Raw genomic sequence first — 15,332 nt, forward strand, 5'->3', positions numbered from 1 at the left:
AAACCACAGTGCTAAGCGCTGTGGTTTTACAATTTTTAACGAAGAATATTTAATTAAGCTTGAGGTTTAATTAAGTACTTCTCGCCTGTTGCTTGTTTAGAATAAGCCGCGATTGATTGTAAATGTAATACCTCAGCTAATGACACTTCGTGCGTGTAGTTGCTCGCAAATGTAGTGGTAATTTCATCAGCAACGCGTTTGCGCATTTTCATTACTGTATCTGTGCCTAATTTACCTAAAGCATTAAATAACAAGAACCCGTTTACAGCCCAAGCAAAGCCAAAGTTACGGTTTAACGTAATAGGGCCGCGGTCTAGTGCACCATAAATATACACTTGTTTAAATGTATCAGAGCCATAAATTGTGTGCTCTTTCATATCGCGCGCAGCTGCAACTTCCATACAGTTGAGAATGTCACTTGTTAGCTGGCCGCCACCAATAGGGTCGAACGCTATAGTTGCACCGGTTTCGATTATTGCAGCTGTTAGGTCAGCAAGAAAAGTGTCGCTGCTTGAGTTAACAATATATTTTGCACCCATATCGCGCAGTAATTTTTCTTGTTCTGGTTTGCGAACAATATTAATTAAATCAACGCCATCGGCAATACAAATACGGTTTAGCATTTGGCCAAGGTTAGAAGCTGCAGCAGCATGAATAATAGCTTTATGGCCTTCAGCGCGCATGGTTTCTACCATTGCTAGTGCGGTAAGTGGATTAACAAAAGATGATGCACCTTCTTTAGCAGTAGTCCCTTCTTTTAGCGCTAGGCAACTTTGTACATTGGCACATATAAATTGACGATACGTACCGCCGCCAATTACTGCAACGGTTTTACCCATTAATGCTTGTGCGGCTGGTGATGCTCCTGCTGCTACTACGGTGCCTGCGCCTTCATTACCTACAGGTGTTGCTTTACCTACACGGGTTTTAAGTGATGGCATAAATTGAGCTGGAACATCGGCAGTAATTACCGGGTCTTCATCAGTACCCGATTGCTTTGCAGTAGACATATCAGCTGCGCTGAATAAAACGCCTAAGTCTGATGGGTTTAATGGTGCAGCTTCAATGCGAATAACCACTTCATCGGCATTCGGCTTTGGCATCTCGATGTTTTTTAAGGCAAGTGTTAGTTTATTGTCTTCGCTGATAGTTGAAGTAAGTTGGATATTTTTATCTGTCATAGGTGTCTCCTGCAAAGAATTAAATTTGTTAAGCCAATAACATTATTGTATTGGCGATACTGAGTTAGTAATTAAAATTTAGAATAGATACTTTTATAGTTACGCGTTATTTAGCGTTTGCTGCTTGAATTTGCGCTTTCACTTTTTGCATAAATTCAGCCATATTTGATTGGCGATCGGCCTCTATGCTTTGGGCAATGGCTAATTGGCTCATTGATTCGTTCCACTCTTTCATGCCGGGTACTTGTGCAAGTACATCCCAATCAAGCTGGCTTGAGCCAAAGGCGCTAACTATGGTGTTTACGTAATAAACGTAAATGTCTGCCATTGTAAATTGCTCGCCTGCAATCCAAGGTGAAAACTTACACACGCTACCCAAAGCGGTTACGCCACGCGTTAATACTTGGCGTACTTCGGCTTTAGTTGTTTCAGGTACTTCAGCGCCTGAAAATACATAAGGGATGAACCGTCTGCTTGGCAGTTCAAAATAAAGCTCTGCCATTTTCATAATTTGACGTACAACTGCGCGCTCACCTGCATCTTCAGGGGATAGCGGGGTTTGTGGGTACGACTCTTCTATAAAGTCGCAAATAACACTCGACTCTGAAATATTAAGGCCGTTAGCTGTTGTGATTGCAGGCACTTTGCCTGCAGGGCTTATTGCTAGTAACTCTTCACTACCGCCGTAAACAAGGTGTTCTTTAAATGGCAGTTGTTTGTGTAAAAGTACATGTTTAACTAGGTTGTAATAGTTGCTAGCAGCAAAACCGTGCAAAGTAATCATAAGTCAGCTTTCCATCATTAACGTGAAGATACTCATTGCCAAAAAATGCAATTTAAGTCCCTGTCTTTAGGTTGAGTACATTATTACTTGTTTTAATTTGCTTATATATAGGGGAAAATGCGAATCACTTTTGTCTTTAAGACAATAAAGCATTTTATTTAATGGAGAGGCGACTTGGATCAACTAAAAGCCATACGGTATTTTATTAAAGTGGTTGAAACGGGCAGTTTTACCAAAGCCGCCAAAGCATTTGATGTGCCGCCTTCGTCGTTGTCACGGCGAGTTGCTGATTTAGAAAAAAGCCTAGGGGCTACGCTTTTAAAGCGTTCGACCCGCATAGTTAAATTGACCGAAGTTGGGCAAATTTACTATAACGATGTTCAGCAAATATTAAATCAGCTAGAGCAAAGCCACGAAACTGTACGCAGTTATCAAACAACACCCATGGGGCGATTATGTATAAGCTCAATGGTGAGTTTTGGTGACAAAATATTACTGCCTTTGCTTGATGAATTTAGCGCGCTATACCCCGAAATTATATTAGATGTTAGCTTAAGTGATGAGCTGTCGACACTTGGGCGTGACGATGTTGATATTGCTATTCGCGGTGGCTATGCGCCAAATGAGCGCGTGCTAGCAATAAAACTAATGGATAACGGCTTTATTCCTGTCGCGTCACCCTGCTATTTACAAAAATACGGTGTACCTACTAATGTTATGGAATTAAAGGGCCACAGTGGCCTTTATTTTAAAACGCCAGCGGGGCCAACACCTTGGTTATGTAAAGTGGATGAGCAATGGCACGACGTTTCTGGCCCTGCGGTCGCTATTTCAAATAACGGATCGTGGCTGGCTAAAAAAGCATGTAATGGTGAGGGCATTTTAATGTCAACTCGGTGGGCGCTCGACTCATACCTTGAGTCTGGCCAATTACAAGAGCTTAAATTTGAGCATGAGTTAGCGATAAGCCAAAATGCGACCATGGCGGTTTATTTGTTGTATCAAAAGCAGCGCTATTTAGTACCAAAGGTAAAAGCGGCGGTCGACTTTTTAGTACAAAGAATAAAAGAAACAAATGAAAGTGGTAAGCGAACAGAATAGCCCTTAATAGTTAGGTGGGTAGTAGATAAATAGAGTGGTGAATTGGTGAATTGGTGAATTGGTGAATTGTCGGATGGCGCTGTACTTATCCGACCTACGCTTATCCGATTTGGATTTATCCGGTTTAGATTTACGTCATTTATGCTTATTTAATTTATTAATGGGTTGTTTGTATAAATAATAGGTAAAAAACGTCTCCTTAAGCTAAAGCTTTTAATGCTGTGACCGATAAATTACTTAACAGGGTTTAGCGATTAAGGATAATCATGGTTAATAATGCACTTGGCAGCCAGTCTAATTTAAGCACTTTACATGCCCAATCAGTTAATAACGCTGATCAAACCTCTGTGAGTCCTTCGCTACTAACCGGTAGCGACCTTCAAGCTATTAATGATTTACAAACTAACGCCCCCAAAATATCCGATGAGTTATTAAGCCAGCTAAATAACGAAACTATTGACGAAGCACTAGTCAGTAATCAAAAGGTAGAGGGCGTTTTAAAGCAGCAACTTACCTCGTTATTTACTATTTCAAGCACGCCGAGCACGCTTAACTATAAACTCTCCGATGAAGAACTTGCCCTGCGCACCGTAATAAGCTCTCAACATGAGGGGTTATTAAAAAACGAAAACAGTACCCAATTAATTGAGCGATTAAATACGTCAGTTAAAAATATTCAGGGTGCTTATGCTAATACCAGCGATATTTTATCGAGTTTAGGTCAGCTTGGGCATGAGCAAAAAACGTTTTTAGCCTCAAGTCAGCAACGTGTTGAGCGCTCACTGAATCCATACATGGAAAGCCTTAATCGCGCAAAATACGAGGATGACGATAACTACCTGTTTGAGCTCTCGGTAAAAACTAAAGAAGGCGATGTTATAAACATTACCTTTAACTCATCGCAAGGTTATGACGAAGAAACAGGTGAAGCGATAGATGGCTTTGGCATGAGTTACGAAGTTAATGGCAATTTATCTGAGGCTGAACATACGGCTTTAACGCAGGTTATGGCGGGTGTTGGTGAAATGGCCGATGAATTTTTTAAAGTGAGTGAAAATTCATTCAATCCTCTTATAGTCCCAAATCAAACAGACATGAGCTTAGATTTTTTAGCGGGCTTTAATAGTGAACAGTTAGCCGGTTTTAATGTGTCGTTTTCAACAACGCAAAATGATGCGCTTGATACTGCAGAGAATACGCTTGATTTAAGCTACTCCATTGATGAAGCATCAAACCAGCAAGCACTTGTGTTTAAAGCCACAGGTGGGCAAAACGACATTGATTTTGCACTCGATATGTCAACCATTGGTGCTAAAGACACGCAGCAAATGCAGCAGTATTTAGCGTCGCTCGATCAAAGCCTAGAAGATAGCCGAGTAAACAGTACTGAAGATGATAAAACATCGGCATTTGGTAAAAGTGGCGATGAGGCAATGCAGCAAGGTTTTGCATTGTTTAAAGGCGCTTTTGCGAGTATGTCGTTGGCTGCTGAGCGTTATAGCAATTTGGAGTCACTTGCAGATCAGCACTTTAATGACGGGCGCGCTATGGTTGCCGATTTGGTTGATAACATGATTACAAACGATGCCCGTTACCAAGGGCTTGGTAATAAAGCGCCAAATACATTAGGAGTGGGTATTTCTAAGCTCGCTGATTTTGATGCTACATTTTCTTATGCGCTTGATAACGGAGATTATCAGCCTAAAAGTACAATTGAGCTAAGCCAAGCGACTGAACAAGCCCAATTAGGGGAGCTTAGCGGTGTAACGCAAAGTAAAAATGTAAGCAGCCACTTTGATTATCAATACAGTCGCCCTGATTATTACGACAAAGAAGAGAGTTATAACGTAAACACCGCCGTTAAAAATAAAGAGCTTGTGGGGCTTGATCAGTCTCACGAGGTTGATGTTGATACAAAAATGTTTGAGTTTAATCCGCAAACCAATCAATACGAGCTACAAATGGCGATGCAAGAACAAACCGTTAGTAAAAGCAACATTCGCTTAATTGACGATATTTGGCTTGAAGAAAACGAAAACAGCTACAACATGAATAAAAAAGAGCGTGTTGAGAGTGACGAAAAGCAAGACGAGTTTAAAAAAACAAGCAGCCACTCCCATAATAAACTAGTTACCTTAATTGGTGATTTAGACAAGCTAGCTGAGAATAAAGACGTAAGGCGAGAATATTTAACTAACTTATCGCAAGTTAACTTTTTTATGGATAAAAAGTAACGGTTTTGAGTTGTTCACTCCACACTCAATATTGGGTATAGTCGTTTAATACCTAAATTAATACCTAAATTAATACCTAAATTAAGAGTAACCTTATGTTTAAACAATTAATTTTACTGTGCGCTTTAAGCATGCCGCTTGTAAGCTGCGCTGCTGATGCACCGTTTTCGGGCGGAATTACCACTGATGTACTGCTAAGCGACTACGACAAGTTTAACGAACAATACAAGGCGTTTACGCCAACAGCACAAGACATTGCCCTAATGCAAAAGCTAGAAGGCAAAGAGCTTATTGTATTATTTGGAACATGGTGCCACGACAGTGAGCGCGAAGTGCCAAAACTCATTAAGTTAATTGATGCATCGAAAGTACAACTTGCAAGCATTGAATACGTGGCCGTAGGTTACAACAAGCAAGACGATGCAGGCATTGCAGAAGCTAACGATTTACAATACACACCTACGTTTATAGTAAAAGACGATGGTAAAGAGTTAGTACGCGTAATTGAAAAGCCAACGGGTACATTGGCACAAGATTTAACACAGGGTTTGTAAATAGAGCTTGTTCGTATTTGGGGTTAACGATTTAGCAAATAGGTCTATAAGTTAGCTGTTGGGCTGCTATGAGTAGTCTCCTGATACTTTAATGTGTGAAGCCAAAAATTTACTCTTTTGGATTCCTTCTATATGTTGCGTGATATTTATCTGATGTATATCTGTTTTGAATAATCATATAAATAGTACCGTCACCAATTTATATACATGAGGGAACTGAGTTTTATTGTGTTATGTCTTATTAAGGAAAGTCTCTATGGCTGCTCTAGAGTGCGCATTATGTGGTCGTTTTACGGAAAAGTTAACAAAAGAGCACCTACCACAAAAAGGTCTATACTCTAAAGAGACAAGGAAAATCATTCCAAACTTACATACTTTAAAAGCTTGTGAGTCTTGTAATAATGGCTCTTCAGAACAAGATGAAATTTTTAAAGTGTTTATTGGTTTGGTAGCGCAGCAGGATGGAAATGAGCTCTTATATAGTGTCAGTAAAACATTTGATAATAATGGTAAGTTAAAAAGAAGTTTTATACATAACTTACAGATAGAGGAACGTAATGGACAGAAAGTTAGGCTATGGAATGCTAGAGAGCATACACAAATAGTTTTAGATTCAGCGGAAAAATGTGCGAAAGGGCTTTATTTTAGGGAGTTTGGCGAGGTACTAATCAAGAGTAAGTCAATTTCATTTGTTCCAACCCCTTTTGTTTATGAAAAAGATAAAGTAGAGGTAGAAAATAGGCTTAAGGATGCGAAATGGTTTAGTGTAAATGGTCAGACAGTTAATTATACTTTTTTAGATATGAAAAATACCGACACTTTAATTATAATTAATTTTTTTTCCAGTGCTGAATTTGTATTTTGCATTAGAGATAAAGAATATAGCAAAAAAGTTCATGCGGGCTTAATAAGTTTAAGTCAGTAGGTGCAGTTTTCCACCCTATCATCGCTCAATATCCACAGCAGGTCTTTAAATCTGTTTTACTAGAACCCGCTAATTTAGCGGGTTTTTATATGACTAAATTTTTCTTACACTACACTTAATCTTCTTTAGTTTGTCAGATAACACCCATAGCATGCTTACTAGGGGGTCTTTATTCATTGTTTGAAAGTGATCTTAGATACAAAAGTCGTCAATTGAGGCTTCAGCTAAAGGGATTAAATCTTGATTCCATGCATCTTAAGTCAATAGCGTTCGCAATTGGCACATACGTAGCATACATATAACGGTTAAATTTACGCATATAAACATTATTCACTAAACAGGCTTTTTTCGAATGCTTGTGCGGCATGTGAAGAGGGTCTGTCTTTATAGTGTAATTGGTATAATGGTCTTGATAACTCGATGTTATTTGGCTGTTTTAGCCGTGTTAATTTACCTAACTGTACTAAATCCTCAGTGACTACATTAGGCAATAAAGCAACGCCCATTCCTTGTGCTACCGCCCTTGCTATTGCTTCATTACTTCCGAGCTGCATACTATTTTTTGCTGTAATGCCATGTTGCTGTAGTAATTTAACCGAGACCTCTAAAGTGCCCGAGCCTGGTTCGCGCAGTAGCCAAAATTGTTTGTTTAACCATGCTTTTAAGTCTTTCGTGGGCTTAAAGTTACTGGGTATAACGACACTCATTAAATCGTTTTGCCAGTGCTTACTTATAATATGCGGCTGGGTTGGTGTGCCTTCAACCAGTGCTAAATCGATAGTGCATTCAAGTAGGGCGTGCTCAATTTGCGCGGTATTAGCAACTTGTACTTCTACTTTTATATGCGGGTATTGAGCGCAAAATTTGGCTAAATAGGGCGGTAGCCAATAGCTGGCAATGGTTGTACTAGTGCCAATAACGAGCGTGCCACGCTTAAGCCCTGTACGCGATTTAATATCGTCAATGGCTGCCTTTTCAATAGCAAAAATACTACGAGCATGTTCAAAAAGTGCTTGTCCGCCTTCACTTAAGGTGAGTTTCTTACCCTTAGATGCACGCTCAATAAGTTGTATATTTAGCTGATACTCAAGCTCTTTTAAAGCTTTAGACACAGCTGGTTGGCTTATAAAAAGCGCCTCAGCTGCTGCTGAAAAACTGCCTAATTTAGCAACCGTGTAAAACACCCGAAGTGCATGCAAGTTCATTGTGCCTCTCAAATCACATAACCTTAAGTTATCGAATCATGATTTTAATGTATTGGAGTTATATTTTGCGCTTTCTTAAAATGAAGTCAATTAATTACGATGACTTTATTAAGGGATGACTATGCTTAGTGCAATTAAAGATATGCCACAGCTTTTTAGTATTAATACTAAGCAGTATACCAACTCGCGTTGGTGGTTAGGAATGCTATTAGTTATTGTTTTAGCGGGTGTTGCTGTTGCGCTGAGTAAGTTGCCGGTAATGCAAAGTGCCCAGTTTAGCTCCTTAACTATTGGTATTGTGCTAGGCATTATTGTAGGTAACATTGTGTTTTCGCGCATTGCGACTCATACCGATGTGGGTGTTGATTACGCTAAAAGTATTTTACTCAAAGCGGGTATTATTTTATTTGGTTTTAGAATTACCTTTGCACAGGTAGCAGGCGTTGGCTGGAGTGGATTGCTAACCGACATTGTTATGCTCAGCGGTACGTTTATATTAGCAATGCAGCTTGGTAAACGTGTATTTAAACTTGATGAGCAAACAGTAATATTAATTGGTGCAGGTAGCTCTATTTGTGGCGCAGCAGCTGTAATGGCAACCGAGCCTGTAATAAAAGCGCAGGCGCATAAAGTATCGGTAGCGGTGGCAACGGTGGTGGTGTTTGGTACGTTGAGTATGTTTGCCTACCCAATCATGTTTGAGTATATGGGGCTGAGTGAGCACGCATATGGTATTTTTGTAGGCTCAACCATTCATGAAGTAGCGCAAGTGGTTGCAGCGGGCACAGCTGTAAGCGCCAATGCTGCTGATACCGCCGTTATAGAAAAAATGCTACGCGTGATGATGCTTGCGCCATTTTTAGTCGCTTTGTCGGTTTGGCAAAGTAAAAAAAGAGCAAAGGCAGGTAATACTATAAGTAATGAGGATAATAAATCAGGTATTAGCATCCCTTGGTTTGCAGTGTTATTTATTGTGGCAAGTGGTGTGCATTCACTCTCTATTATTTCTCAAGTGGCTACAAGCGCAGTTGTTTGGTTTGATAATATATTACTAACCATTGCGATGGTGGCTTTGGGTTTACGCACACATGTTGGGGCAATTCGCCAAGCGGGTATTAAACCGCTGTTACTGGCGCTGTGCTTGTTTTTGTTTTTAACGTTAGGCGGTTACGTTATTAATATAGGCATTGCTGAGCTGTTTTAAACGTTACTTGGTAAAAGTTGATTGGCGGCTTAAATTGGCCAATCAACTTCGTTTACGTTATCGAGCTGTGTGCTGGTATTTTTATTGCCTTGCCATTTATTAGTGTAAACAGCGTGCGGGTCAAACTGTAACGTTTGTTTTTCAATATTAAAGTGCCTACCACCACGCGGATCTACGCCTACACCTGCTATATATTGCCAATTACCCCAATTAGCGGCTACATCGTAATCAATAAGTTGTTGCTCAAAATAGGCTGCGCCATAACGCCAATCAAGACCAAGTTCGTTCACTAAGCAGCTCGCTGCAATTTGCCTTGCACGGTTTGATATGTAACCCGTAGCGTTTAGCTCGTTCATAATCGCATTTACTAATGGGTAGGGTGTTGAGCCATTACACCACGCAGCAAATCGGTTTGGCATAAATGTAGTAAGGGGTTTTGTTTGCTTTTGACCTTTAAAGCTAAACAGGTTTTTACCTGCTTTAAGTGCATGCCATTTAAAATACTCTCGCCATAGCAATTCAAACTTAATCCAGTAGGTAGACTCGTTTGTTATTTGATTATGTTCGTACGCCTCAACGGCTTTGTAAACTTGCCGCGCACTTACACAGCCAAAAGCAAGCCAGGTACTAAATTTTGTGGTGTTATTAAAGCCATCAAGCTCGTTTCGAGTTATTTTATAAGTACTTGGTAGCAAGTCTGAAAAGTATTGCTTTAAATGTGTTTGCGCACTTTTAAGCCCGCCATTCATTACTGCGTTGTTATAATTAGTATGCTCATTAAGCTCAATTGGGTTTGCAGCACATAATGTTATAGGCTGAGGGAGTAAACCTGTAGGCAGAGTTGAGGTTGTTATAGGTATGTTTATCGCCTCTACCATTTTTCTAAATGGGGTAAAGCTTTTAGGCAGCTCGTCTAAATCAAAAGGGAGGTCGCTTTGTTGAAATAAGGTGTCTTGTTGAGTTGTTTTAAATATGACATGTGGGCAATGTGCTTTTAGTCGCGCGAGTTGGCGCTGCTCATAGGTTCCAACTAGTTCACTGCACACCACTTCGTCAATGTGTTGATCAGCTATGCGCTGCTTTAAAACACTAACAGGTTCGCCCTCAAGTACGTGCAGTGTTTGCCCGCGCTTAATAAGCTCTTGTTGCAGCTCATACAAGCTTTGCATTAAAAACTGTTGTTTATGCACACCATATGGCTTTTGTTGGTAGTTATTATTTTTAAACCAGTGTGGGTTTATTACAAATACAATATCGAGCGCACATTGCTCAGTAGCAAGTTCGCTTAAAATAGGATTGTCGTCTATTCGTAAATCGTTTTGTAGCCAATATAAAATGCGTTTGCTCATAGGTTTGCTCTGGTTTTTGTAATCATTAAGTTTACGAAGCAAAAGCGGGTAGGGATTAGTTTTGATGTGTTTAATAGAGTTTTAAAAAGGGGGCGATAAACTTACCGCCCCTTAGTTTGTAAAAGTATTGTTTTAACTCGCTGATTTTTGTTTTGCTATCCAATCGTTTATTACGTCTTCTAGCACTTCCATAGGCAGCGAGCCTTGGCCGATTACGGTGTCGTGAAAGCTGCGAATATCAAACTTAGCACCGAGCTCTTTTTCGGCTTTTGCACGCAGTTCGCGTATTTTTATTTCGCCCATTTTGTACGAAAGCGCTTGGCCTGGCCATGAAATATAACGATCTATTTGATCCTCTACCGCGCTTTGTGGCAAAGCAGTGTGATCTGCCAAGTAGTCAATTGCCTTTTGGCGGCTCCAGCCAAATGCATGAATACCGGTATCAACAACGAGTCTCACGGCACGCCACATTTCGTAACCTAAACGACCAAAGTCGCTGTATGGGTCTTGATAAAAGCCGGCTTCTTTACCTAAGCGTTCGGTGTAAAGTGCCCAGCCTTCGCCAAATGCTGAGTGGCTAAGTGTGCGTCTAAACTGGGGTACGTCTAACTCCATTGCAATGGCGTTTTGTAAATGGTGCCCTGGTATTGCCTCGTGAAGGCTAAGAGCTTCTAAATTATACAAAGGTTGCAATTTAGGTGTTGAGGCTAAAAAGTAAGTGCCAGGGGAGCGGTTATCAGCAGGTGGCATATAAAACGCGCCGCGACTCGCTGAGCCTTTTATAGTAAAGGTGTTACGCGGTAAATGATTAAAGTAGGTTGGTAACTTGCCATACATTTTTTGCGTAATAAAGGCTGTTTTTTCAAGCAAGTCTTGCGCGTCTGTTGCGTAAAATTGCTCGTCGGTTGCTAAAAATTCTAAAAACTCAGCATACGTGCCATCAAAACCTACTTTATCAATGATGTTTTGCATTTGCGTTTTTATACGCGCCACTTCTTTTAAGCCAAGCTCATGAATTTGCTTTGGTGTGGCATTGGTTGTGGTGTAGTAATTAACTGCATATTTGTAATACTCAAGCCCGCCTTTAACGCTTGCAATACCCGGCTGGGCTCTACAGTTCGGCATGTAATCGTTTTCAAAAAAGTCGTAAAAGTGCTGATAAGCCGGGACTACTTTTGAGTTAATTAAGGCTTTTGCTTTGTTTTGGTATGTGGCCTTTTGCTCTGCTGTAAACGTATTTGGTATACGTGTAAAGGGCTCGTATAAGGCACTGTTTTCAGGTTGCTTAACAATATGAGCGTTAATGCTCTGGCTGTAATTTTCAAATGTTTTGCAGTAGTGCGTATACCCCAGTTCAATTCCTTCCTTCATCAAGTTAATGTTTTCTTGGTTAAAGCGAGGGTAGTCGGCAAGGCTTACTAAAAATGCGTTGTAATCATCAGGTGTTAAAAATGCCATATTAGCTGGTGCTTCGGCAAAGTAGGTATGCCAGCCACTTAAAAAGTTAACCTGAAAATACTTATCTTGAAAAAGGTAGCTTTGCTGCTCTGTTTCTCGCTCGTATTTAAATAAGCGGTAGTTCATTAGCTGCTCGTTGTTGAGCGTTTTTGGGTCAATGCTGGCTAAGCTTTTTAGTACGCTGTTGTTATAAGCTTGGCGCTCAGCAATGGCTTGCTCGCTCCAATTTGGCAATGTACCGTTTGGCTTCCAGCCATCTGGGTCGGTTCGAAAAAATATTTTTTCAGCTTTGGCGTTTTGCCAATGGTTATCAATAATGGTTTTTAAATCTGTATTGCTATCGGCTGCGCTCGGCAGTGATGCTACAGCTAAGCAAATAGCTAAAATTGTTTTTTTAAACATATTATTCTCATTTTTAGCGCGTTAATTTTTATTAGTTTACGCACATATGTTATTTTTGTTTCTAAGATAATAACAAGTTAACTTTATTAATGCGCTTAATTTTATACCTGTATCTATTGGTTTTACTTTTTGATTGAACAAATTTCACCGCTGAAGTGAGTGGGCCACTAGTTTATTGTTTTATCAGCGTTTAGAATGATTAAAACTAATTATAAAAAATGACCGTCATGTTTAATAAAGTAATAACGCTGATTGATGAAGCTAATAACCAAGATCCTAATACTGAGCAGCACAATGGAGAAAGTTTTCCAAAAGAGTATTTATACTCACAGCGTATGAGCGAAATGCTAACTCGCTTTAAACCTGATGCCGATGCACTCATGCAAATTGCAGTGCGTGCACAGCATATTCAGCGTTGGAAATCGCCACGTAGCGACTTTGAAATGAACAAGCAGGGTTATCATCAATGGCGTAGCGCACTTTATATTTTTCATGCGTCACTAGCCGTTGAATTAATGAAACAAGCTGGGTTTAACGATACGGACCAAAACCGTGTTTATAACGCGGTTGCTAAAAAAGATATTAAGCGCAATCCAGATAGCCAATTAGTAGAAGATGTAGCGAGTTTGGTGTTTATTGAACACTACATGCTTGGGTTTGCCAATGCAAAACCAGATTACAATGAAGAAAAATGGATTGGTATTATTCGCCGCACATGGCAAAAAATGTCAGATGAAGCCCATGAGATTGTACTTACAGGTAATATTACATTACCAACGCCGCTTGTTGGGCTTATTCATAAAGCGCTTGAGTAAAGTAGTGTAAGCTAGGTATTAAAATAAAAAGGATTTTTAGAATGTTATGCCCACGTACAAATGCCTCTCTTGAGCCGTTATTAATTGGCGGTATTACTGTTTACACTTCAGTGCAAGGTGGCGTATTTTTTGATAACAGCCAAATTTTTAAGTTTAGCTCGCCAGCGTTAAAACATGGTCAGGTATTACTTAAAAATTTAAGTGATCATATCGAGAGTGAATACGATGTATCGCTACGAATTAATTGTCCAAAGTGCATAAGCATTGTGATGATGCGCAGGTATTTTTCGCCAGTAAAGGCTGTCGAAATAGACGAATGCCCAGGCTGTGCAGGCATATGGCTTGATAGCGGCGAGCTGGCAAAAATACACGAAAACCATTTAACACCTAAAGAGCGTAAACTGTTAGCCCACGAAATGGCCACCAATCATGGGTTTATAACTATTAAATCACCTGCTTCTAGGTTTACGCCAACTAATAAAAATAAAAGTGCGCATGAAGCCACGGTGGAGAACTTAGTGCGCTTAGCTTTACTTGGTTTGTAACTCTTAATAACATATTAAAACAAAAACGGCGTACTAAAAAGTACGCCGTTTTTATTGTAATAAACTAACTCTTGAAAAGTTTATTTATTACGGTTTTCTTTAGCAAATGCACGTATTTTACGCTTTTGCGACAGTGTTACTTTATTAACACGACCAGCAAATGGGTTTTCACCTTCTCTAAATTCGATTTTGATAGGTGTGCCCATAATTTTAAGCGCTTTACGGTAGTAGTTCATCAGGTAGCGTTTATAACTATCTGGTAAATCTTTAACTTGGTTACCGTGAATAACAATACGTGGTGGGTTATAACCACCGGCATGCGCATATTTGAGCTTAACACGACGACCACGAACAAGTGGCGGCTGGTGATCGGCTTGAGCCATGTCCATAATACGACGTAACATTGCAGTACTTATACGTTTAGTCGCTGATTCATACGCTTCGTCAACAGACTCGAATAAATGACCAACACCTGTACCGTGTAGTGCAGATATAAAGTGTAGGCGTGCAAAGTCAATAAAGCCTAAACGGCGATCGAGCTCTGATTTAATACGATCTTTAACGTAATCGTCTAAGCCATCCCATTTGTTCACTGCAATTACCAATGAACGACCTGAGTTAAGAGCAAAGCCTAATAAGCTTAAATCTTGATCAGAAATACCATCGCGAGCATCAACAATCAATAACACAACGTTACAATCTTCGATTGCTTGAAGCGTTTTAATGACAGAGAACTTTTCAACTACGTCGCTTACTTTTTTACGCTTACGAACACCTGCGGTGTCAATTAACACATACTCTTTTTCATTTCGAGTCATCGGAATGTAGATAGAGTCACGTGTTGTACCTGGCATGTCGTATACAATTACGCGATCTTCACCCAGTATACGGTTTGTAAGCGTTGACTTACCAACGTTAGGACGACCAATAATCGCAAGCTTTACAGGTTTGTCTGCAAATGCCTGGTGATCGGTATCGCTGTCTTCATCTTCTTCGTAAAGATTAATAAGCTCTTCGTCATCGCCTGTTACGTCTTCGTCTTGTGCAGCTAATTCAGCAATAAGCGGCTGAAGTGTTTGCTCAAGTAATAACGTAATACCACGGCCATGCGATGCAGCAATGTGATGAATTTCACCTAATGATAATTGGTAAAATTCAGCACAGTTTGAATCTGCATCAATACCATCGGTTTTATTGGCAACAACAAAACACTTTTTATCTTGTTTACGCAAGTGATTAGCAATTGCTTGGTCAGCTACGGTCATACCTACACGAGCATCTACTAAAAACAGAACAATGTCAGCTTCTTCAATAGCTAGCAGAGATTGATCTGCCATTTCGATTTCGATGCCTTCTTCTGAGCCATCAATACCGCCCGTGTCTACCACGATAAATTCATAGCCATCGTAACTAGCTTGGCCATATTTTCTATCTCGTGTTAAACCTGGAAAATCGGCTACGAGTGCATCACGAGTACGTGTTAAACGGTTAAATAATGTGGATTTGCCCACATTGGGTCGCCCAACTAGAGCGATCACGGGAAGCATAAACTACCTCTTTAAAAAACAACAAAAG

Annotated in this window: 13 protein-coding genes; 7 read left to right on the forward strand and 6 right to left on the reverse strand. The window is 40.1% G+C overall.

Features of this window, described 5'->3' with window-relative positions:
* Positions 1-53 precede the first annotated feature (53 nt).
* Both QL995_RS02395 and QL995_RS02400 read right to left on the reverse strand, forming a co-directional pair.
* Positions 54-1,181 carry a zinc-binding dehydrogenase gene (locus tag QL995_RS02395; protein ID WP_290292337.1) on the reverse strand — a complete coding sequence of 376 codons (1,128 nt, stop codon included), beginning with the start codon at positions 1,179-1,181 and terminating at the stop codon, positions 54-56.
* A gap of 106 nt (positions 1,182-1,287) precedes the next feature.
* Complete coding sequence (locus QL995_RS02400) at positions 1,288-1,965, reverse strand: glutathione S-transferase family protein (RefSeq protein WP_290292339.1); 678 nt, start codon at positions 1,963-1,965, stop codon at positions 1,288-1,290.
* Between the two features lie 174 nt (positions 1,966-2,139).
* Between QL995_RS02400 and QL995_RS02405 the strand changes: the two genes are divergently transcribed.
* The 4 genes from QL995_RS02405 to QL995_RS02420 all read left to right on the forward strand — a co-directional run bounded on the left by QL995_RS02405 (position 2,140) and on the right by QL995_RS02420 (position 6,779).
* Positions 2,140-3,066 carry a LysR family transcriptional regulator gene (locus QL995_RS02405; RefSeq protein WP_007583453.1) on the forward strand — a complete coding sequence of 309 codons (927 nt, stop codon included), beginning with the start codon at positions 2,140-2,142 and terminating at the stop codon, positions 3,064-3,066.
* Between the two features lie 266 nt (positions 3,067-3,332).
* The gene (locus QL995_RS02410) at positions 3,333-5,300 is read left to right on the forward strand and encodes a hypothetical protein (RefSeq protein WP_290292342.1); all 1,968 of its coding nucleotides are present in this window, start codon (positions 3,333-3,335) and stop codon (positions 5,298-5,300) included.
* Positions 5,301-5,395: 95 nt separating this feature from the next.
* A complete protein-coding gene (locus QL995_RS02415; protein ID WP_290292345.1) occupies positions 5,396-5,854 on the forward strand; it encodes a thioredoxin family protein in 459 nt (152 codons plus the stop codon).
* 256 nt (positions 5,855-6,110) lie between these two features.
* Positions 6,111-6,779, forward strand: coding sequence for a hypothetical protein (locus QL995_RS02420; RefSeq protein ID WP_290292348.1), 669 nt, complete (start codon positions 6,111-6,113; stop codon positions 6,777-6,779).
* Positions 6,780-7,105: 326 nt separating this feature from the next.
* Here the strand turns inward: QL995_RS02420 and QL995_RS02425 are convergent, their stop codons facing one another.
* A complete protein-coding gene (locus QL995_RS02425) occupies positions 7,106-7,984 on the reverse strand; it encodes a LysR substrate-binding domain-containing protein (protein WP_290292349.1) in 879 nt (292 codons plus the stop codon).
* A gap of 121 nt (positions 7,985-8,105) precedes the next feature.
* On the opposite strand from QL995_RS02425, the gene QL995_RS02430 reads away from it, so the two are divergent.
* On the forward strand, positions 8,106-9,188 hold the full coding sequence (locus QL995_RS02430; RefSeq protein WP_290292351.1) for a YeiH family protein: 1,083 nt from the start codon (positions 8,106-8,108) through the stop codon (positions 9,186-9,188).
* A 29-nt stretch (positions 9,189-9,217) separates the two neighbouring features.
* On the opposite strand, the gene QL995_RS02435 is transcribed toward QL995_RS02430, so the two are convergent.
* Positions 9,218-10,537, reverse strand: coding sequence for a DASH family cryptochrome (locus QL995_RS02435; protein ID WP_290292353.1), 1,320 nt, complete (start codon positions 10,535-10,537; stop codon positions 9,218-9,220).
* A 132-nt stretch (positions 10,538-10,669) separates the two neighbouring features.
* Entirely contained in the window at positions 10,670-12,397 is a 1,728-nt protein-coding gene (locus QL995_RS02440; RefSeq protein ID WP_290292355.1) for a DUF885 domain-containing protein, read from the reverse strand.
* Between the two features lie 227 nt (positions 12,398-12,624).
* Here QL995_RS02440 and QL995_RS02445 point away from each other — a divergent pair, with 227 nt between their 5' ends.
* Both QL995_RS02445 and QL995_RS02450 read left to right on the forward strand, forming a co-directional pair.
* Entirely contained in the window at positions 12,625-13,212 is a 588-nt protein-coding gene (locus QL995_RS02445) for a DUF4202 domain-containing protein (RefSeq protein WP_290292358.1), read from the forward strand.
* A gap of 41 nt (positions 13,213-13,253) precedes the next feature.
* Positions 13,254-13,757 (forward strand): zf-TFIIB domain-containing protein, encoded by a 504-nt coding sequence (locus QL995_RS02450; protein ID WP_290292361.1) that lies wholly within the window; start codon positions 13,254-13,256, stop codon positions 13,755-13,757.
* An 80-nt stretch (positions 13,758-13,837) separates the two neighbouring features.
* Here QL995_RS02450 and der read toward each other — a convergent pair whose 3' ends face one another.
* Complete coding sequence (gene der, locus QL995_RS02455) at positions 13,838-15,304, reverse strand: ribosome biogenesis GTPase Der (protein WP_024592997.1); 1,467 nt, start codon at positions 15,302-15,304, stop codon at positions 13,838-13,840.
* Positions 15,305-15,332 lie beyond the last annotated feature (28 nt).

Origin of the sequence: Pseudoalteromonas sp. APC 3358 (genome assembly GCF_030408075.1) — a bacterium.
Taxonomy (GTDB): Bacteria; Pseudomonadota; Gammaproteobacteria; order Enterobacterales; family Alteromonadaceae; genus Pseudoalteromonas; species Pseudoalteromonas arctica.